The following is an 18,509-nucleotide window of genomic DNA, read 5'->3' on the forward strand; positions in this document are numbered from 1 at the left end:
TTATGGATAAAATAGTCGGCGGTATTTTTGGTGGTGTAGTTGGTTAAGTGCTATTCAAGCAGCGTGCGCTTGGGGTTCTTTTCCGTCGGTTCACGCTTGCTTAAATCCAGCCAACGGCTGGCCACAGTGCCATCAGCGACCACCGCACTGACTGTCGCTTCGACTAACTTATCCTGCTTACTGCCTTTCGGCATAGCTTTGTATTCAAAACGGATAATGAGTTCTTTCGTTTCGTTGCCATCGATGTCTTTTTTGATGACTTCCTCTACCGGAAGAATTTCTTCTTCATACCCTTCACCTTCGTCGTCGATGCGCATAATGATCTTCTGCTCAGCTAATACAAAGCGGCGCTCTTTGTCGTTGTCTTTGCGGTTGTCTTTGGCTGTGTCGGCGGCAACCAAGCGGAAGTGCACCACACGGCCATCATCTAATTTAAACGAGTAATTGGAGAAATTTTCGCCGCTTTTGATGTAGTACTGGTCTTTATTGGCCCAATGCAGCATGACTTCCTCGCCGGCATAGGGAATGGCGTAGGTGTCACCTTTATAACGACGCTGGCTGATAAAATCGCCGTTGTCGTAATAACGAGAGAAGAAGGTCAGCAGGTGGCTAAATACGGCGTTTTCATGTTCGGCGTTGCCGCTACTGGCCTGGGTTATTTTGGCTTTCATTTCTTTAACTTTTGGAGACTCAGCTGGGTCAAAGCCTGCATCAGTTGCAGCCTTTTCGGCCTTTTTCAAATCGTCTTTGAGCTGACCGATATTGGCTGCACTGCCACTAGCCAACGCCTGTTCTACTTTTTCTTTAAGGCGTTTTTCCAGATATTCATTGATCTCATCGGCACGCGCATTGAGGATGCGATAAACACCAAAATCCAGTTCGGGGCGATCAATCTGGAAAACTTCTCTTAGTTTAGTGACTAGCTCGTTAAACTTACTCATATATATTCCTGTGTTCGTAACTTCACAATTTTTCATTTGCCAGCTTGGTATTAAGCCACTTGCCAACGAATGGTAAATAAATGTTCTGTTGCTGTGGTTTGCGTGAGCCGCTCTTGCAGTGCTTCAATCAGTTCATCGCGCTTGGCCATAATCTCGTCTTCCACATCAAAAATTTGCTGCCGTTGGCGCCGTTGTTGGCGTTCTAGATCGCGCAACTGATTTTGTAGCTCTGATTGCTCTTCTAGTGTTGGCGCCTTGCGAGCATCACGTTTTACTTGGGCAATTTTAGCTTTGGTGTCTTTTAATGCTCCTTCACTGGCAAGCAATTTGTCATCGGCCCAGCGTTCTAGCTTTTCCCGTTCAGCATTAAACAGGCGCTGGTTTTCCTCTATAAATTGCGCAAGACTGGCTTCAATTCGCCGCTGTTGATTGTTGGCTAATAGCACGGGTGACTCTGCATTCGCAGTGCATTGTGTTTTTTTGGCTTGAACAGAAAATAGTTTCTCACAGGCTTCTTGATCCAGCGATTTGCCATCATCGGTGATTGCTGAAAACAACAAGCTTTCTACCGTGTCCAAAGCACTCACCGTGAGTTTGTCGAGACGTAGCCAGCCGGATTTTCCAACTAGATCGGCGATTACACTCAATTTGGTTTCATGGCCTGCATAGTCAAATACCAACTCAGCCACTGGAGTGGCGCTGGCTTTGGCGGTATCGAGCGACCATTCACCCAACGGGTGGTTCAGGCGGTAAGCGTGCGCCATAAAATCTTGTTGCCGCTGCTGGTTTTGCTGCGACCGCACCAGTTGATAGCGGCCGGCAGGTGCATTGGCAATGGGCGACTGTATTAGTGCAAAACTGTAATTGTGTTCATCAAACTGAGCTTTCGCTCCCAATTTATTGGCAATTTCTTTATCGCCTTCTTTATCACTAAGTGCAAAACGGGTGACGCCCCAAAACCAACGGCTAACTTTGTCGAGACGCGCCAGGGTAGCATCCAACTGAATTTTAAGTTTGTCGTGAACGTCCTCATCAAAGTGCTCAATAAGCTGGCTTTGGGTTTGCTTGAGCTTGTCGTTAATATCTGCTTCTAGCTCTTTTTGAAGTTCTTCAAACGCCAACTCAATGTCTTTTGGTTTACGGCAGGTATCGTAAATGCGGGCGATACGCTTTTCAAAATCAATACCGGATTCGATTCGCCCTAACACTTCATCTGATGCACCAAAAACACCAGAAAATAACTGAAATTTTTCAGTGAGCAGTTCAAGCACCCGTTGATCGGCCTGGTTGCGAGTATTTAAGAAGTTAATGACAACGACATCATGCTTTTGCCCATAGCGATGGCAGCGACCAATACGTTGTTCGACGCGCTGAGGGTTCCAGGGTAAGTCGTAGTTGATCAGCAATGCACAAAATTGCAGGTTAACACCTTCAGCAGCCGCTTCGGTTGCTATCATGATTTCTACGTGTTCGCGAAATTCGTCAATAAGCGCTGTGCGTTTATCAACTTGTGCGGAGCCCGTAATCCGGTCACTACCCTGATATTGCTGTAACCAGCGTTGGTAAATTTGATTGGTTTCTGGGCCAGTATTTGTACCGCTGAAGGTGACGATTTTATTCTGATAACCATGACTGGCGAGATAATCGGCTAAAAACTGCTGAGTGCGCTTGGATTCAGTAAATATGATGGCTTTTCTCGGACCATTGTGTTCTGCCATTTTGGCAAAGCCTAAATCTAGCGCAGTGAGCAGCGCTTCCGCTTTGGTATCAGTCGTTAAAGATTGAGCTTGCTGAATGAATGACTCGATTTCTGCGATTTCAGCCTGTAGTTCTATGGTTGCATCGGGCGAACCTGAAGGTACTCCCATCGTTTCTGATAGCGATTCGTCCGTTTCAGCATCGGAAAAATCAGCATCATCCATATAGTCATCTTCTAAATCATCTTGCTCGATCAACTGAGTCGCCAGGTCTTCATCTGACTGATCGTCACCCATCAATTTTTTCTGCAACCGTTCGAGTATGGTTTGCAAAGTTCCGGTGATGGCATACGGGCTTGATGCCAGGAGCTTTCGCAATATCAAGCCAGTTAGGTGTCTCTGGCGCTTAGGTAATGCAAAGGATATTTCACGCTGCAAAAAGACAGAGATGCGCTCATAAAGGTCTTGTTCCGCATCTGTGGGTTTAAATGGCTGAGTGACGGCTTGGCGTTTGGTGTAGCGCACGTACTCAAGTACTTGGCTACGTAAAGTGCGCTTGGCAAAACCCGCCAATCGCTGCTTCAGTTCATCTGTGGCGCTTTCACCATGAATAAACTGTTTCCGAAATGTCTTTTCATCGCCAAACAAATGTTCGTCGAGTAGCGTTGAAAGGCCATACAATTCCATCAAGGAATTTTGCAGAGGCGTCGCAGTTAACAGCACTTTGCGCCGACCATTAAATGCCAACTTAAGCGCTTGCCCTATGCGATTACTTGCTCGATGGGCGTTTCTTAGCTTATGGGCTTCGTCAATAACGACGAGATCCCAAGGCACAGTCACTAAGTCGTCGGCTAATTTGGCTGCAAAATGGTAAGACATAATCATTACCTTTTTGCCTGCAGTATTTGCAAGATAAGTTCCTGGCGACACCCCGCTTGACTTGATCGCAGCTGTGTCCAGCACACTACTGGGTAGTGCAAATTTTTCAGCCAGCTCCTGCGCCCACTGTTTGCGCAATGTGGCCGGGCAAACGATCACCAAACGACGTCGGCGTTCCGCCCAGTGCTGACAGAGGACGAGAGCGGCTTCAATGGTTTTGCCAAGACCGACCTCATCCGCCAGTAATACACCTTGCTGCAAGGGGTTTCGCAAAGCAAAAAGTGCAGCGTCAATCTGATGAGGATTCAAATCTACCGTTGCATCGAACAGGGACTGTGAGAGCCGATCCACACTGTCTGCCGCGTGAAGGCATGTGAGCTCATGGGCGTAGTATTTTGCGTGGTACTCAGTGATCTGCATCCCTTAATTCCTTTCCATCGGCTTTAATTCCGTGAGCTTGAAGCTCCAGCAGATCGCCAATGCCACAGCCAAATAACAGACAGATTTTTTCTATCGTGTCCAAATCCACTTTTTGAGCAGTCTCTTTATAGAGCAACGTTACCGTAGCACGACTGAGTCCCGTCTCTCTGGCAACGTCGGCAATACGCAGCTTATGTTCACCCATCATTCGGGCGAGGTGGCAGCGGATCATGGCTGTGCCTTTTGTTGTTAATGTCAATATTGGTCAGAAGCATACCATTATCTTTAAATTTGCATAGCATTTTGCAAGTTGAGATTACATTGTGCACAGCTAGGCTGGTATTAGAGATGGTTAGACCCATTTATGTGAACGTACTTGGCCTACTGGACTGCCCCCGCCAGGGTAGACGATCCTGCCCTATATTTTGAGCATAGGAGGCCGTTATGGGCACACCACGATTTACACCTGAATTTAAAGAAGAAGCCGTTCGGCAGATAACTGAGCGCGGCTATTCCGTTGCTGAAGTTTCCGACCGGTTAGGGGTTTCCGCACACAGCCTGTACAAATGGCTGCGTGCCATAAAACCCGATAACAGCGAGCAACACGCGCGAGATTTACTCGATGCGAAAAGCGAGATCCTCAAGCTTCGGGCGCAACTAAAACGTACTGAAGAAGAACGGGATATCCTGAAAAAGGCCGCGCGGTACTTTGCAAGGGAGCCCGACTGAAGTACCGCTTTATCAATGAGCACCGCTCTGTATGGCGTGTGATGACGATGTGTCGGGTACTGAATGTCGCACGAGCCGGGTTCTATGCGTGGCTGCACAACCCGGTCTCGGTGCGAGATAAAGATAATCAGCGCCTGCTGACGCTTATTCGCGATTCAATTGCACTGAGCGGTGGCGTGTATGGTTATCGTCGGGTTCATGGCGATTTACAAGAAATCGGTGAAAGTTGCGGTAAGAATCGGGTAGGACGCATCATGCAACTGAACCGAATCAAAGTCGTTCGTGGCTATAAAACACCACGCCGTATCGCAGGCCGTCCGTCAGTGGTAGCGCCCAATCGCGTGCAGCGGGAATTTACCGTGGTAAAACCCAATCAGGTCTGGGTGATCGATATCACCTACATCCGCACCTGGCAGGGCTGGCTCTATCTGGCGGTGGTTATCGATCTCTTTGCCCGTAATGTGGTGGGCTGGTCGATGAAACCCACGCTTTCACGCGAACTGGCACTGGATGCACTGATGATGGCGGTGTGGCGCCGAAAACCGGAAAGCGAGGTCATCGTGCACTCAGATCAGGGCAGTCAGTACGGCAGCGACGACTGGCAGCGCTTCTGCCGGGCCAGCAATCTGGCACCGAGTATGAGCCGACGTGGCAACTGTTGGGATAATGCGGTAGCACAATCGTTCTTCAGCTCGCTGAAAAAAGAACGCATCAGAAAGCGGATCTACAAAACCCGCGACCTGGCCCGCGCCGACATCTTCGATTACATTGAAGTCTTCTACAACCGGATGCGCCGCCACAGCCACCTTGCAGGCGTCAGTCCGGAGGCCTTCGAACAGGCCTCGTCGTGAGGACAGAACTTGTCTGCGGGCGTGGGGGCAGTCCAGGATTTCTACTGAAGGCTATTTCCCGAGCTCCACCTCAGAAAAATATGCGTTATATTCCTCAAGCATTTGTTGCTGATGAGCCAATGCTAGCACGTCATTCCACTGCTCATTTTCATAAATAAGTGCTAATTTGAGTGAGTCCACCCTGCTCTGGTTACGCTCAATGAAACGAGCCCGTTTTTCAACATAGGGTTTGTTGCCGTACTCTGAGTTGATACTGCGTGAAACTAGCCCTAAATTACCAAAACAGTCCAGTATTTCAGAGCTCACTCGGTTGGAATCAAAATGCTCAGGCTGCTGTGGGGAAACATGCTCCACTGAATTTCTGGCCGTCATTCGGAATGCCTGCCAGGCACTCCCTTTTTGAAAGCGGTAATGCTCCCAAAGAATATATTCCAGCTTGTAAAACCAGTAGTGAGAAAATCCGATTCCCTCATCAGCTCTCAGCACTGCCTGCATATCGCGGATCGGATAGCTATCGCACCATGGAGTTAACACAAACGCACGGGTTCGTTCGATCAGTGGTTGTTCACTGCCACTGCAAAGCAAGTGATTGTCCAGATATTGCAGGTATCGGTGGGCACCTTCACCGCCATGGTTTAGTAGGTAACTAAGCAGGGGAGTTAGCCAGTAATGGGTGGTCAATTGCTGTGAGTGATAGAGCATGCTTTGTAACATAGCAAACCCGCTATCGGCATCACGGCTAGCGCGAATAAGGCTTTGGTAACCGTTCCGATTTTCATTCACTCGGAGGCGACGAATACCATGACTTTCTTCATTAGCATCATCGCTAATCCATTTGATGATATGTTTGTCAAACAGATAGCGGCAACGCCACAACAACTCGATAAAGCGACGTATCTGATTGGCTTGTTCTGATTTCTCACACTGGGCTAGCCCCGCTAGCCAATGAGTCTGGAAGATCTGTAACAGCTCTTTGTCTAGGATTTTGCTGATATCATCGCGTTGCTGATGTAACAGAAAAAGGCGTAAAACATGCTGTAAGAGCATGGAAAAGCCGATAATACTGCGTACATCATCGGCTTCATAGGCCTCGTTATTTTCAGAAGCATTGTTAGATGGCTCCGTCAGGAGTGTCTCATCATTGAGGATATCGTCTAATGAGTGGTGTCTGAGGTCTTGCTGTGTACCTAATTCCAGCAGTACGTCACGTATAACCAAGGGATCAGAGAGCATCTCCCGGTCTCGTTTAGCATCCTCGACATTATAAAGCGGGATCAGCTTTATTCCTTTAACGGTACGTAGGTTCTTTTCGACATAGGCCCCCATAAATGAGCAGGCATCCCACATCTGGCCATAGGCTTCGCGCTCAGCGCTATCTGGCAGTAACGCCAGCAAGCGAGCTTTCAAGATTTCATGGTGCTGCAGCTGCACACCGCGATTGTTGATGACCTCAAACAACTTGTTAAGGTCCGTGTTGGCCGGTACCAGGGTCAATACCAGTTGAACCCGATCACGGATGAACGTACCCAATTTGACAAGATCAATCCGGTGGGTGTCATCCGTTCTATGGGTGAAGTAACCCTCCATGACCTGCATCGCATAACTCAACGCAGCGGCCTTTTGCTCATCAGATGCAGTTCGGCCATCAAGTAAGGCTGCAAAAAAATGGCTTACCTCAGGGCGAATGGCAAACCGAATCCGCGGCTCACGACTATTTCCCAACTGGGCATAGAGAAAACAGGAAAGGGGATTTTGGCTTCGCTCACTGTTTTTCGATGATGAGAGCAGTCGCTCGATTACTACGCTAAGCAACCACAAGGTGGTAAAACGTTGCTGACCATCAATCAGATCCAATAAGGGGTGCCCAGATTCTGTCCTTCCTTGCTCAATAACCAGCGTACTACCCAAGTAAAATACATCCTTGTCGGCATTACAGGCGGAGACTAGATCATCAAGTAATACTTTGATCTGGTCACTACCCCATACATAGAGGCGTTGATAGATAGGAATGTTGAAAAGTCGTTTTTCATCAATGAGTTGAGACAGTGTCATTAATTTTGATTCATATTGCATCTACTTTTCCATCCCTAGCCAACCTTTAAGTACCCAACTGTCACCCTCAGGGATACCATCAAGATTGAAATAATCCAGCAACGCATTAAGGTAACGCCCCTGAACGCCTTTAGAGAGGACGATGGAAACAGCATTCCCGTATCCCTTACTACGTTCGATTTCAGAACGCAAGAATGCCATCACCTCTTGTGGGCGATAGGCTCCACATATCTCATCAAGCAGATTGTAAGGAGCGTCACGTAAGTACTTGAGTGGTGATTCTTTAAAGATATAACTTTTCTCCAACCGTAATCCCCCCAACACCAGTTCCAAACCCACTGCAAAGGCTAATAGATGTTGATAACCAAAACGGTCGACATACATCAGAAGGGCCAAGTTAAAGAGCTCCTGCAAGTAATAGGCATTAGCACGTACCACACGCCGATAAAACTCTCGGAATGCCTCTAATTCGTGGCAGGTATTCTGTTGGTATAAAAGTGCATCAAGTAAAGAGGCATATTTTTGAGCGTAAAGGAAAAAACAGATGCCCTTATGAATGGGCTGGCGCAAGGTAAATGGTAAATTCGCCGCACTTCCACTAATTTGTAAAGGGTTCAATGCCAAGCGATAGTCATCGCTACTTTGCAATTTAAGGGAATTGGCAAATTGATTGTGATAACCCGGGTAGAGCGGGATCTCATCAATCTCACCACCACCAACACTCTGTTGTTGAAAGGCTTCCAGCAGACTATCGTGATCTTCACGCTCCATTTTCTTGTTACCCCGCCAATTGCGGGCACGCCACAAATAGTACTGAAACAGCTCGGGTGCAAAATCTTGCTGTTCACAATCCTGCCGCCTAGGGCCTGCCATTTGAACATGCTCCCAACGCCGAGCACAGATTTGCTGCAATGACTCTACATGCCGTACGTTGGGTCCGTTCACAGCCCGCAGGTGATAAGCTTTGAGCAAATCAGTCGCTTTAAGTGGTACTCCGCGAAAATTCTGAGTATCAAAAAAGGTAAAAGCGAGATCTTCGCGCTCAACTGTGATCACCGTAAAACACAATTGCTCAACAATGGATGGCTCTAGAGCTGATTCACGATGTTCGCTCATTAGCTTGCGTGCTACTCGCAAATTACGAGCTGAGATGGGAGAGCGATAATGAAATTCTAACCCTTTGGGTAATTCATTGTGCAAAGTATGATACAGCACTGCTAGGGTACTGAGGCGCTGTTGGCCATCGATCACATAGCGGGCTTTTTTTTCGTCATTCCGATGCAGCAATAGGGTACCTAGATAATAGACTTTCTGCCCATTGCCGCTGTGCCTGAACTCGTCCAAATCCTCTAGCAACTGATTGACCTTGTGTCTATCCCAAACATAGGGTCGTTGGTAGTGGTCGAGCTGTAAAGTTGCTCCATTGGCGCACAAAGTGGCAAAATCCATCATGCAGACCTCGACGGGCTGCTTAATCGTCATGATTGTGGCTCCAATGGCTGCTGGGTAAAGTCACTTAGCGGTTTTTCTTTACCATATCTTGATAAATAGGAAGAAATTTCCAGCAGCTCTTTTTTTGATGTCCTCATGTCCGCTCCCTATGAAGCATTTTTTCATACCCATCGTTGCATGACATTATTGAATCAAGGAATGATAATGAACATATAATTTTTTGTATCGATGTGAGCTTATCCAACATCGCTTGATATGGCGCTAACATGTAGAATTTTAGGGGGCTAATCCTTCAGTACATCCCACTTCCGAAAGTAGACCCCGTCTTACACACCGGGCATTTTTTCTCACTGCGAAAATCTACGCTGCACATGACGCACTGCCAGTCACGCATCGGCCATGTTGACCTGCTCCCCGTTGATTATTACACCACGATGTTAGTAATGTCTTCATAAGCCACATGAGGACATCCCCATGAAGAAGCGATTTTCCGATGAACAGATCATCAGTATTCTCCGCGAGGCTGAAGCCGGGGTTTCGGCCCGGGAACTCTGCCGTAAGCACGCCATTTCTGACGCCACTTTTTACACCTGGCGCAAGAAGTATGGCGGTATGGAGGTGCCCGAGGTTAAGCACCTGAAGTCGCTTGAGGAAGAGAACGCCCGCCTTAAGAAGCTGCCTGCAGAAGCCATGCTGGATAAGGAGGCGCTTCAGGTGGCTCTTGGCCGAAAGTTCTGACGACAGACCAGAAGCGGGAAGCCGTGGAAGTCATGTGTGAGGCCGCAGGTCTGTCGCAACGGCGGGCCTGCAGGCTGGCAGGTTTCTCTCTTTCAACCTGCCGTTATTCAGCTCAGCGTCCGGCTGCTGACGCACAGCTGTCTCTGCGCATCACAGAGCTGGCTCTTGAACGTCGCCGGTTTGGTTACCGGCGCATCTGGCAGTTGTTGCGTCGGGAGGGCCTTCACGTCAACCACAAGCGGGTTTACCGCATCTATCACCTTAACGAGCTGGGTGTAAAACGCAGGCGACGCCGTAAGGGTCTGGCGACTGAGCGGCTTCCGCTTCTCCGCCCGGATGCGCCGAACCTGACATGGTCGATGGATTTTGTCATGGATGCACTTGCCAGCGGCCGCCGGATTAAGTGTCTGACCTGCGTGGATGATTTCACGAAGGAGTGCCTGACGATCACCGCCGCTTTCGGTATTTCAGGCGTTCAGGTCGTGCGTATTCTGGACGGCATAGCGCTGTTTCGTGGCTATCCGGCAACGATAAGAACCGATCAGGGCCCGGAGTTTACCTGCCGTGCGCTCGATCAATGGGCCTTTGAACATGGTGTTGAGTTGCGCTTAATCCAGCCGGGCAAGCCAACGCAGAACGGATTTATTGAGAGTTTCAATGGCCGCTTCCGGGATGAATGCCTGAATGAGCACTGGTTCAGCGATATTCTACATGCCCGGAAAATCATTAATGACTGGCGGCAGGACTATAACGAGTCCAGACCGCATTCATCGCTGAATTACCAGACGCCGTCTGAATTTGCAGCATGCTGGCGAAACGGGAAACAAGAAGAAAAACCAACCGACATTACTAACTGAAGGTTGTATCTAATACTGGGGGCAGGTCAGGCGCTATTAGTCATCTGTACAGTGGTAACGCTCATCGGTTATCAGATCATCGTCAGAGTGATTGAGAAGAGAGTTAATAAGAGATGATTTTTCTGATGACTAAAACCATTATGGTAACCAGCATACTGTTTTCTCACGAATAACTTTATTTTCATCCATGAACTGGGCTCATGTAGCAACATCTCGCTTTATCAGAAAATCGTAACAGGGAAGGAGCGGTAAACATGAAAAAAAGAATGTGGCTGGGAGCTATATTTCTCTTAACGGGATGCCCCGGGCCGGGCGATCGAATGGTGGAGCGTGAATCTGCGACGGCATTTCTAAAAGATAATCAGGTTTGTGTGGTGTCGCCACTGGTGCCACAGGAAAGGATCACTGCCATTCAAATCAACAGCGAAAAAAGCGACTCCCTCCATAAGATTTTTGATGAAAAGCCTGTTTATGTTCCAAAAGGTGAGTGCCTGCCTCTATTCGGCTTTAAGTTCACAGCGGGAGAACATTACTACTTCGCTTATGATGTTCAGTCTGATAAATCAGGGTCGCATTTAGTCACCGCTGAATTTTCTTATCCAAAAGAATAAGGGGCAACAGATATGGCTGCGCTCCACGCTTATCTCGAAAAGCTGGGATACGTGAAGCAAAAACGCAGTCTGGGGGAGAAGGAAATATGGGCGAAGCCCGATCAGCTGGATGGGGATCTGTTCTATCTTTACTTCAACCCCATAACCCGTGAGATTGAGCTGACCAGGGTTCTGAATAATTGAGACGCCTGAACAAAAAATTGTTGTGGCGATGCCGGCCTCTGTCGCTGGTCATCGCGCTGCTGCTCACAGGATGCGCCCGCTCTGATGCGCTGTGGACGGTCACGCATGACCTCTGCATGAATAACTATCACTACCGTCGCGATCCGGCACCCTGCCAGCAAATCTATCTGCCGCAGGACACCACTCAGGGCTACAGCATCATCCAGAATCCCCGCCACAGGCTGCACTTTATTCTGGTGCCCACGGTGGCGATGTCAGGCATCGAGAGCATCGCGCTATCTCGCCCCAGGCGTCCCGATTATTTCGGCTACGCCTGGTTAATGCGTTATCGTCTGATGGCGGCCTATGGTGCTACTGTGCCTGAAGATCGGCTCGGCATGGCGCTCAATTCCGCTTATGGCCGCAGCCAGAATCAACTGCATATTCATCTGACCTGCCTGCGGGAAGATGTCTATCGTCAGCTTCAGGCCGAGCGCCCCTTTATTCATGATGACTGGCGACCCTTACCCGATCGTTTGCTGAATCACACCTACTATGCCCGTCGCGTCATGCAGCCGACGGCGATGGGGATCTATCCTGTCTCCTCCGTGGCACGCCATTTCCATCTCTCCTCGCCGCAGCTGGCGGAGTCTGGCGTGGCGCTCATCCCGACGACGTTCTCGGGAGAAAAAGGGTTTATCCTGCTAACGACCCGGCGCGGCTGGGATAAAGGCAATCGGGCTTCTGTTGAGTCGCTACTGGATAAACGCTGCGCTATTCTTTCAGCGCCGCCCGCTGACGTCTCAGCCGCAGAGTAACTAAACCTCATCCCAGCCATCCACCACACAACTCCTTACCGGTAGAGTGCCGCTTTCCCCACCGAACTAAACAGCGCCATCTTCGCCGCGATCACTTCACCCGCCGCCTGCATCGGTTTTACAAACAGCGCATTGGGTTCGTGTCCGCCCTGTTTCAGCTCCTGCTCCAGCGCCACAAAAAACGCCTTCTTCATATCGCTGGAGATGTTGATCTTACCGACGCCATAACGAATCGACTCCGCCACCTCGCTGTTTTTATTACCCGAACCGCCATGCAGCACCAGCGGGATATCCACCACCTTCCTGATCTGCTGCAGACGCTCGATATCCAGCTTCGGCTGCTTGCCTTTAGGGTAGAGGCCGTGCGAGGTGCCGATAGCGACTGCCAGCGTGTCGGTGCCGGTCTCGCGCACAAAGGTCTCAGCCTGCTGCGGATCGGTATAGAGAATCTCATTACTGCCGCCTTCGCCGCTCCCTTCTGCCACCCCGATGGTGCCCAGCTCCGCTTCCACGGAGACATTCACTGCGTGGGCGATCTCCACAATCTTCTTCGTCAGCGCAATGTTCTGCTCAAAAGGGTGAGAGGAGGCATCCATCATCACCGAGGTAAAACCGGCGTAAATCGCTTTCATCACCTCTTCGAGCGTGCGGCCATGGTCCAGATGGATCACCACCGGCACCCGCGCCTGAATCGCCAGCGTCCGCAGATAGCCGATGAACTCCGGGCCGGTAAACGCCATCTCATCAGGGTGGATCTCCAGAATCAGCGGTGAATCCAGTCGCTCGGCCGTCTCAACCGCCACGCGTCCAAACTCAGCGCTGGCGATGTTAAACGCGCCCACGCCAAACTGATGCTGCCGGGCCACGCTGAGCAGGTCTTTCATGTTGTAAAGCATAGGTTTTATCCTTGTTTTGCAGGAAGAGAGATATCTTTTTTCAGGAACAACAGGATCAGCGCCGTCAGCAGACTGCCTGCGGCAATCGCAAACAGATAACCCATGACGTTGCTGATCACGTTAGGAATGAAGATGACGAAGATGCCGCCATGCGGAGCGCGGGACGCGCAGCCCAGCATCATCGACAGCGCGCCCGCTAAGCCGGAGCCCGCGACAATCGCCGGGATGACGCGCAGCGGATCGGCGACCGCGTACGGGATCGCGCCTTCGGTAATGAAGGAGAGGCCGAGGATGTAAGTTACCTTGCCGGTTTCCCGCTCCTGCTCGGTAAACTTGCGGCGGAAGAGGGTAGTCGCCAGTGCGATACCCAGCGGCGGCACCATGCCCGCCGCCATACAGGCTGCAATCGGGCCATAAATGCCGCTCGACATCAGGCCAATCGCAAACATACAGACGGTTTTGTTCAGCGGGCCGCCCATATCAAAGGCCACCATCATGCCGAACAGCAGGCCCAGAATGGCCGCATTGGTGTTACCCAGCGAACTGAGGAAGGCGGTCAGCCAGCCGAGCAGCATCTTGATCGGCTCACCAATCAGCAGCACCATCAGTGCGCCGGTCAGCAGCACGCTCAGCAGCGGCACGATTAAAATGGGCTTCAGCCCGGCGACCGCTTTGGGCAGGTGGATATGGTTGTTGATGAGCAGCGTGATGTAGCCCGCCAGGAAGCCGGCAATCAGCGCACCGAGAAAGCCGGAGCCGGTGTGGATCGCCATCATCCCGCCCACGGCCCCCGCCACGATGCCCGCTTTACCGCTGATCGACTGGCTGATGCCCAGCGCAAGAATCGGCAGCATCAGGGCAAAGGCGGAGCCGCCGCCGATGTCAGAAAGCATCTTCGCTATCGGGCTGAAATGTGCGTCCCCTGGTGTGGCCGCCGTAATCCCGAAGGAAAAACTCAGCGCGATCAGAATGCCGCCCGCCACCACAAACGGGATCATCAGGTTCACACCGGTGATGAGGTGGACATAAATCTCCGACGCCCAGGAGCGGGAAGCCGACGCCTCTCTGGCCGCGGAAGCGGGTTCAGCAGCGCCGGTCGGTGACGCAGATTCGACCAGCTTGGGTGCCAGCTCGCCGTTGACGATGGCGCTTAACAGACCTTCCGCATCTTTCGCCGCACGGGTGACGGGCACTTCAATCACGTTTTTATGCTGAAAGCGTGCCATCTCGACTTTTTTATCTGCGGCAATCAACACCACGTCAGCCTGATGAATATCGTCGTCGCTGAGAATATATTCGCTTTCTATGGCACCCTGGGTTTCCACTAATACATTCAGCCCCAGTTTTTTCGCCGCTTTTTTTAAATTACTTTCGGCAAGGTAGGTGTGGGCAACACCTGTAGGACAGGCGGTAATGGCAATAATGTTCATAAACGTTCTCCGGTAAAAGGAAACGATTTTATTTTTATCTTTTTAACGACTGATGGATGGCGACTGTCTGCAAACCTCCTTACTGTTTTATTTTGTCACGTTCTCCCTGTTATTCAGGCTCCCGAGCGGGACAGGAGTAAATGAAACATCTCTTCGCGATGTTCTGTATTCAGTAATTGTTCAACCACCTCTTCATCACCGAGGGCAATGGATATTCTGGCGAGCATTTTTATATGGCCGACATCTTTATCGGACTCTTTAACCGCGAAGAGGATCACCAGCCGCACCCGGGTGCCGTCGATGGTCTCCCAGGGAATATCCTGGCGCAGGCGTCCGACGGCAATCCGGGTTTTAACGACAGCAGCCGATTTACCGTGCGGAATGGCAATATGGTTTTCAAATCCGGTTGAGCCTAACTCCTCGCGCAGATAAACATCTTTCAGAAAAGCGGCTTTATCCGTGACCGCCCCGGTCTGGCAGAGCAGGTCGGTCAGCTGAGAAATAATCTGCTCTTTGGTCTGGCAATCGACATCGAGAATAATGCACTCTTCTTTAAGCACTTCATTAATCGCCACGGCTGTCGTCATTTTATTTCTCCATCATTAATTAATTGAGTTCGATACCAGACATTCGGTAACCCTGGCGATATCTTTCGCCGAAAAGAGAGCGGAGACATACACCACCGGCTTTTCCAGCGGTTCCAGCCGGATAGTCGAGATCACCACGTCGCATGCCTGTCGCTTCAGGGAGTCCGCGATATTTTTACCGGGCACAATGTCGATAATCTGCCAGTCAGGAAAGGCGCGCAGGATCCGTCCGTAAAGCAGCTGCGAGGTACCCAGGCCGCTGGAGCAGACCAGCAGCACCCGCTTTACCTTAATGCTGTTTTCGATGGCCGCCTGAATATGCACGGTCAGATAGGCCACCTCATCGTCACTGATTTCATCCAGCTGATACTCCTGCGTCAGCTCCCGGATCACCGCTTTGACGGCGGCGAACACGGTGCCCAGTTCGGTCTGGATATCGTGCAGCAGTGGATTTTTAATCCGGATGTGATATCTGAGGCGGTTCAGCATCGGCTTGATGTGTGAAGTCAGCGAAGCCTGCAGCTTCGGATCGGTGGTGATGGCGATGTTGATCCGCTGCGCCACCCGGTCGATCAGCGCCGCGGCAAAGCGGGTTTCCCGTTCTGAAATCAGCGTGTCATCGTGCTGATCGGCATCGCCGCCCGCCTTACCTGACGACACCAGGTACTGATAGATGGAGTGCGCCTCCTCTGCGACCAGTAGCGTGTTGTAAGCCGTCTCGATGCGCTCTATGACCGCCAGTGAAACCTGCCAGGCGTGCGGGTCGCTGACCCGGTTCATGACCACGGCGCGGGCGTCCGGGCTGTGCATCGGCGAGTGGCTGCGGTGAATCAGCACCAGAACGTGGGTGAACAGATTAATGTAGTAAGGATCGCTTATCGTATAGTGCAGCTGCTGTTCAATAAAATTGATGAGCTGCAGGGTGAAATGGACAGCCTGCTGACCAAACTTCTCTGAAAGCTCCTGCAGCGTGCTTTCATCCAGGCGGCTCTCCATCATGTCCTGACGGTTGTAGATCGATTTTAAGACCAGCGCTTTCATCGCCAGGCGAATATTCTGGTCGCTGCCTTTGATGCTGGTGCCGGTACGACTTTTTAATAACGTTAAATTAAATTGATGTAACCAGGCGTCTAATGTTTTTAAATCATTCACTATTGATGCGCGGCTGATAAAATATTTATCGGCCAGCTCACTGATTGACGAACTTCGGGGTGACAGCATTAACAGATCGGAGGCTATTTTCAGCATCCTGACGTTACTACTGAAATCATCCACCTCCGCAGAAAAAATCCGTCGGGCCGCTATTTCGGATGTGGCGTCAGCAAATTTAATTGTGATGCCTCTCCCACTTTTACCGCTCAGTGTGATCCCCTGGTCTGCGAGTTTTTCATTAATATCGGCAATGTCGCGGCGTAACGTTCTTGGCGTGATGGCTGTTTTTTCTGAAATAGCGCGCAGGCTCACATAACTGTTATGAGAAATAAGCTGTCGCATAATGGTCAGTTGCCGTTCTGTCAGCGCCTTCATCATCTTCAGGTTCCGCTTAATCAGTTATTCGCCTTTGGGAGTTATCATCTAAGCAAAGGCACCAGACCCTGTAAATATTAAAACATGGCCACAACCCGGGGGGCTGGCTGACCACCTGACAGCGGGTTCTGGAATAACAGAGACGGGATGAACGGTCAGGGAGAAGGCTGATTGCGATGTGAGGCAATGACTAAAGATGTCAGGTTGCTGCTGGTGGTATGCAGGGGGTCATGGCTGAAGCTTTATTTTTTAGCGGATGACAAAATAAAGCAGACTCGTGAGAGAAGTTTATATGACTGCTCACTGACCGGTTATTGTCACTATTTAAACGCTGTGCACGAACGCCGAAAAAGCCCGGCATCCGCCGGGCCCGATAACATCTTTACGCCATCTTCAGCCGCTGCAGTCGCTTCTCGCGGCGAATCTTGCGCTCCTCCATCACGGCGACCATCGCCATCAGACAGATACAGGCGATAGCGGCGGTATCCAGTGCGGCAAAGGTGCCTGCCCAGCCGGTCAGGCCGAAGATCGGGGTGCCGTCTGCGATCATGCCCAGGCCCAGCTTGGCAAAGCTGTCGCCAATCAGGTAGGCGAAGGTGCCTTTAATACCGTCGGCGGCGCTAATCGCTTTTTTCGGGACGAAGCCCACGGCGGCCACGCCGATCAGTAACTGCGGGCCAAACACCAGAAAGCCCAGCGCAAACAGCGAAGCCAGATAGACATACTGGTTGCTGGCATGCTGATAGATCCCCAGCGTGGCGATAATCAGCGCTAACGCGACGCAGGCCACCAGCGCACGACGGCCATTGGCCAGATCGGATAACCAGCCCCACAGCAGCGTCCCCACCAGCGCACCCGCTTCAAACAGGGTAAAGCCCTGAATCGCGATCTCTTTTGAGAGCTTCAGCTCCTGAAAAGCATAAACCGTTGACCACTGATCGATACCGATGCGCACCACATAGAGGAAGATGTTGGCGAAGCAGAGCAGCCAGATCACCTTATTCTTCAGTACGTATTCAACAAAGATCTGCCATTTGGTCATCGACTCATCTTCGGCCTCTTTATCCTCTTCGCTCAGCTCCTCGCCGAACAGCTCTTCGGCTTTGCCCAGACCATAGGACTCCGGCGAGTCGCTGCCGTAGCGCAGGCCGATAAAGCCGACAATCAGCGCGATGATCGACGGGAAGATAAACATTCCGACCACGTGACCGTCGAACAGCACATTGGCACCAAACAGCGCGACGCCCGCGGCACCGGCTCCGCCAAGGTTGTGAGAGATGTTCCACATGCCAAGGTAGGAGCCTCGCTTACGGCGCGGTGTCCATTTGGTGATGGTGGAGTAGCTACAGGAGCCGCCGGTGCTCTGGAAGAAGCCGCTCAGGGCGTAAAACGCGATCATCAGGAACAGGCTGATCGAACCGCTGCCCATGCTGGCGCTGAACCCCAGCATACAGATGGCCGAAAGGATCAGCATAAACGGCAGAAACTGCTTGGTGTTTTTACCGTCCGCATAATAGGAGACCAGGGTTTTCCCGACGCCATAGGTGATGGAAAAGCCCAGACCAATCATCCCCAGCTGGGTCATGCTCAGCCCGTAGGTGGTGATCATATCGTTCTGCGCGATATTGAAGTTTTTGCGGATCAGATACATGGTCAGGTAGCCGATAAAGACCACCAGATAGGACTGCATAAAGGGCTTGAACCACATCTTGCGCCGCAGTTCGATTGGCAGATCCAGCGTGGGTCTGCGCACCTGTTTGAGGAAGGCCAGCATGGAAGGGGATTCTCCTGGTTGGAAAACTGCCATCGGCAGCGAATGGCTGGCATTGTAAAAACCGCTGACCAGACCGGCCTCAGACAGC

Annotated in this window: 16 protein-coding genes; 5 read left to right on the top strand and 11 right to left on the bottom strand. The window is 51.0% G+C overall.

Annotation, left to right across the window (positions count from 1 at the left end; all coding sequences use genetic code 11):
* Positions 1 to 50 precede the first annotated feature (50 nt).
* From CKF42_RS21485 to CKF42_RS04805, 3 genes are read right to left on the bottom strand one after another with little or no spacing between them, the layout of a single operon-like run.
* A complete protein-coding gene (locus CKF42_RS21485; protein WP_369974596.1) occupies positions 51 to 941 on the bottom strand; it encodes a hypothetical protein in 891 nt (296 codons plus the stop codon).
* A 50-nt stretch (positions 942 to 991) separates the two neighbouring features.
* Positions 992 to 3,937, bottom strand: a complete 2,946-nt coding sequence (locus tag CKF42_RS04800) for an SNF2-related protein (protein ID WP_111207659.1) — start codon at positions 3,935 to 3,937, stop codon at positions 992 to 994.
* Positions 3,924 to 4,169, bottom strand: coding sequence for a helix-turn-helix transcriptional regulator (locus CKF42_RS04805; protein ID WP_111207660.1), 246 nt, complete (start codon positions 4,167 to 4,169; stop codon positions 3,924 to 3,926). The genes CKF42_RS04800 and CKF42_RS04805 overlap by 14 nt, the downstream gene beginning before the upstream one ends.
* Positions 4,170 to 4,381: 212 nt before the next feature.
* Between CKF42_RS04805 and CKF42_RS04810 the strand changes: the two genes are divergently transcribed.
* Positions 4,382 to 5,517, top strand: a protein-coding gene (locus CKF42_RS04810; protein ID WP_111207661.1) for an IS3 family transposase whose coding sequence is annotated in 2 segments (ribosomal slippage) — positions 4,382 to 4,628 and positions 4,628 to 5,517 — 1,137 coding nt in all. Because the reading frame shifts where the segments join, the coding sequence is not laid out codon by codon here.
* Between the two features lie 51 nt (positions 5,518 to 5,568).
* Here CKF42_RS04810 and CKF42_RS04815 read toward each other — a convergent pair.
* The 3 genes from CKF42_RS04815 to CKF42_RS21490 all read right to left on the bottom strand — a co-directional run bounded on the left by CKF42_RS04815 (position 5,569) and on the right by CKF42_RS21490 (position 9,415).
* Positions 5,569 to 7,590, bottom strand: a complete 2,022-nt coding sequence (locus CKF42_RS04815) for a DUF262 domain-containing protein (RefSeq protein WP_111207662.1) — start codon at positions 7,588 to 7,590, stop codon at positions 5,569 to 5,571.
* Positions 7,591 to 9,051 (bottom strand): DUF262 domain-containing protein, encoded by a 1,461-nt coding sequence (locus tag CKF42_RS04820; protein ID WP_111207663.1) that lies wholly within the window; start codon positions 9,049 to 9,051, stop codon positions 7,591 to 7,593. It lies immediately after the preceding gene.
* A 262-nt stretch (positions 9,052 to 9,313) separates the two neighbouring features.
* Entirely contained in the window at positions 9,314 to 9,415 is a 102-nt protein-coding gene (locus CKF42_RS21490) for a putative zinc ribbon protein (protein WP_111207664.1), read from the bottom strand.
* Between the two features lie 80 nt (positions 9,416 to 9,495).
* Between CKF42_RS21490 and CKF42_RS04830 the strand changes: the two genes are divergently transcribed.
* From CKF42_RS04830 to CKF42_RS04845, 4 genes are all read left to right on the top strand, one after another.
* A protein-coding gene (locus CKF42_RS04830) for an IS3 family transposase (RefSeq protein WP_111207665.1) occupies positions 9,496 to 10,616 on the top strand; the annotation gives its coding sequence in 2 pieces (ribosomal slippage) (positions 9,496 to 9,754 and positions 9,754 to 10,616; 1,122 coding nt in all).
* Positions 10,617 to 10,870: 254 nt separating this feature from the next.
* Complete coding sequence (locus tag CKF42_RS04835) at positions 10,871 to 11,227, top strand: putative T6SS immunity periplasmic lipoprotein (RefSeq protein ID WP_111207666.1); 357 nt, start codon at positions 10,871 to 10,873, stop codon at positions 11,225 to 11,227.
* 12 nt (positions 11,228 to 11,239) lie between these two features.
* Complete coding sequence (locus tag CKF42_RS04840; protein WP_233501024.1) at positions 11,240 to 11,410, top strand: hypothetical protein; 171 nt, start codon at positions 11,240 to 11,242, stop codon at positions 11,408 to 11,410.
* Positions 11,407 to 12,207 (top strand): CDP-diacylglycerol diphosphatase, encoded by an 801-nt coding sequence (locus CKF42_RS04845; RefSeq protein WP_111207667.1) that lies wholly within the window; start codon positions 11,407 to 11,409, stop codon positions 12,205 to 12,207. Before CKF42_RS04840 ends, CKF42_RS04845 begins: the two co-directional genes overlap by 4 nt.
* Before the next feature lie 35 nt (positions 12,208 to 12,242).
* On the opposite strand, the gene CKF42_RS04850 is transcribed toward CKF42_RS04845, so the two are convergent.
* The 5 genes from CKF42_RS04850 to uhpT all read right to left on the bottom strand — a co-directional run bounded on the left by CKF42_RS04850 (position 12,243) and on the right by uhpT (position 18,421).
* The gene (locus tag CKF42_RS04850; protein WP_111207668.1) at positions 12,243 to 13,103 is read right to left on the bottom strand and encodes a ketose-bisphosphate aldolase; all 861 of its coding nucleotides are present in this window, start codon (positions 13,101 to 13,103) and stop codon (positions 12,243 to 12,245) included.
* Positions 13,104 to 13,108: 5 nt separating this feature from the next.
* A complete protein-coding gene (locus CKF42_RS04855; protein WP_111207669.1) occupies positions 13,109 to 14,533 on the bottom strand; it encodes a PTS fructose transporter subunit IIC in 1,425 nt (474 codons plus the stop codon).
* A 113-nt stretch (positions 14,534 to 14,646) separates the two neighbouring features.
* Positions 14,647 to 15,120, bottom strand: coding sequence for a PTS sugar transporter subunit IIA (locus CKF42_RS04860; RefSeq protein WP_009092303.1), 474 nt, complete (start codon positions 15,118 to 15,120; stop codon positions 14,647 to 14,649).
* 15 nt (positions 15,121 to 15,135) lie between these two features.
* A complete protein-coding gene (locus CKF42_RS04865; protein ID WP_111207670.1) occupies positions 15,136 to 16,650 on the bottom strand; it encodes a transcription antiterminator in 1,515 nt (504 codons plus the stop codon).
* 379 nt (positions 16,651 to 17,029) lie between these two features.
* The gene (gene uhpT / locus CKF42_RS04870; protein WP_009092301.1) at positions 17,030 to 18,421 is read right to left on the bottom strand and encodes a hexose-6-phosphate:phosphate antiporter; all 1,392 of its coding nucleotides are present in this window, start codon (positions 18,419 to 18,421) and stop codon (positions 17,030 to 17,032) included.
* Between the last annotated feature and the right edge of the window lie 88 nt (positions 18,422 to 18,509).

This window comes from Pantoea sp. ARC270 (assembly GCF_003236725.1).
Lineage (GTDB): Bacteria > Pseudomonadota > Gammaproteobacteria > Enterobacterales > Enterobacteriaceae > Pantoea > Pantoea anthophila.

Bases quoted from the DNA above. Each gene is read 5' to 3' on its own strand.
- CKF42_RS21490 (WP_111207664.1), bottom strand. From the start codon at position 9,415: ATGCGTGACTGGCAGTGCGTCATGTGCAGCGTAGATTTTCGCAGTGAG.
- CKF42_RS04800 (WP_111207659.1), bottom strand. From the start codon at position 3,937: ATGCAGATCACTGAGTACCACGCAAAATACTACGCCCATGAGCTCACA.
- uhpT (WP_009092301.1), bottom strand. From the start codon at position 18,421: ATGCTGGCCTTCCTCAAACAGGTGCGCAGACCCACGCTGGATCTGCCA.
- CKF42_RS04805 (WP_111207660.1), bottom strand. From the start codon at position 4,169: ATGATCCGCTGCCACCTCGCCCGAATGATGGGTGAACATAAGCTGCGT.
- CKF42_RS04840 (WP_233501024.1), top strand. From the start codon at position 11,240: ATGGCTGCGCTCCACGCTTATCTCGAAAAGCTGGGATACGTGAAGCAA.
- CKF42_RS04850 (WP_111207668.1), bottom strand. From the start codon at position 13,103: ATGCTTTACAACATGAAAGACCTGCTCAGCGTGGCCCGGCAGCATCAG.
- CKF42_RS21485 (WP_369974596.1), bottom strand. From the start codon at position 941: ATGAGTAAGTTTAACGAGCTAGTCACTAAACTAAGAGAAGTTTTCCAG.
- CKF42_RS04835 (WP_111207666.1), top strand. From the start codon at position 10,871: ATGAAAAAAAGAATGTGGCTGGGAGCTATATTTCTCTTAACGGGATGC.
- CKF42_RS04815 (WP_111207662.1), bottom strand. From the start codon at position 7,590: ATGCAATATGAATCAAAATTAATGACACTGTCTCAACTCATTGATGAA.
- CKF42_RS04860 (WP_009092303.1), bottom strand. From the start codon at position 15,120: ATGACGACAGCCGTGGCGATTAATGAAGTGCTTAAAGAAGAGTGCATT.
- CKF42_RS04865 (WP_111207670.1), bottom strand. From the start codon at position 16,650: ATGATGAAGGCGCTGACAGAACGGCAACTGACCATTATGCGACAGCTT.
- CKF42_RS04855 (WP_111207669.1), bottom strand. From the start codon at position 14,533: ATGAACATTATTGCCATTACCGCCTGTCCTACAGGTGTTGCCCACACC.
- CKF42_RS04820 (WP_111207663.1), bottom strand. From the start codon at position 9,051: ATGACGATTAAGCAGCCCGTCGAGGTCTGCATGATGGATTTTGCCACT.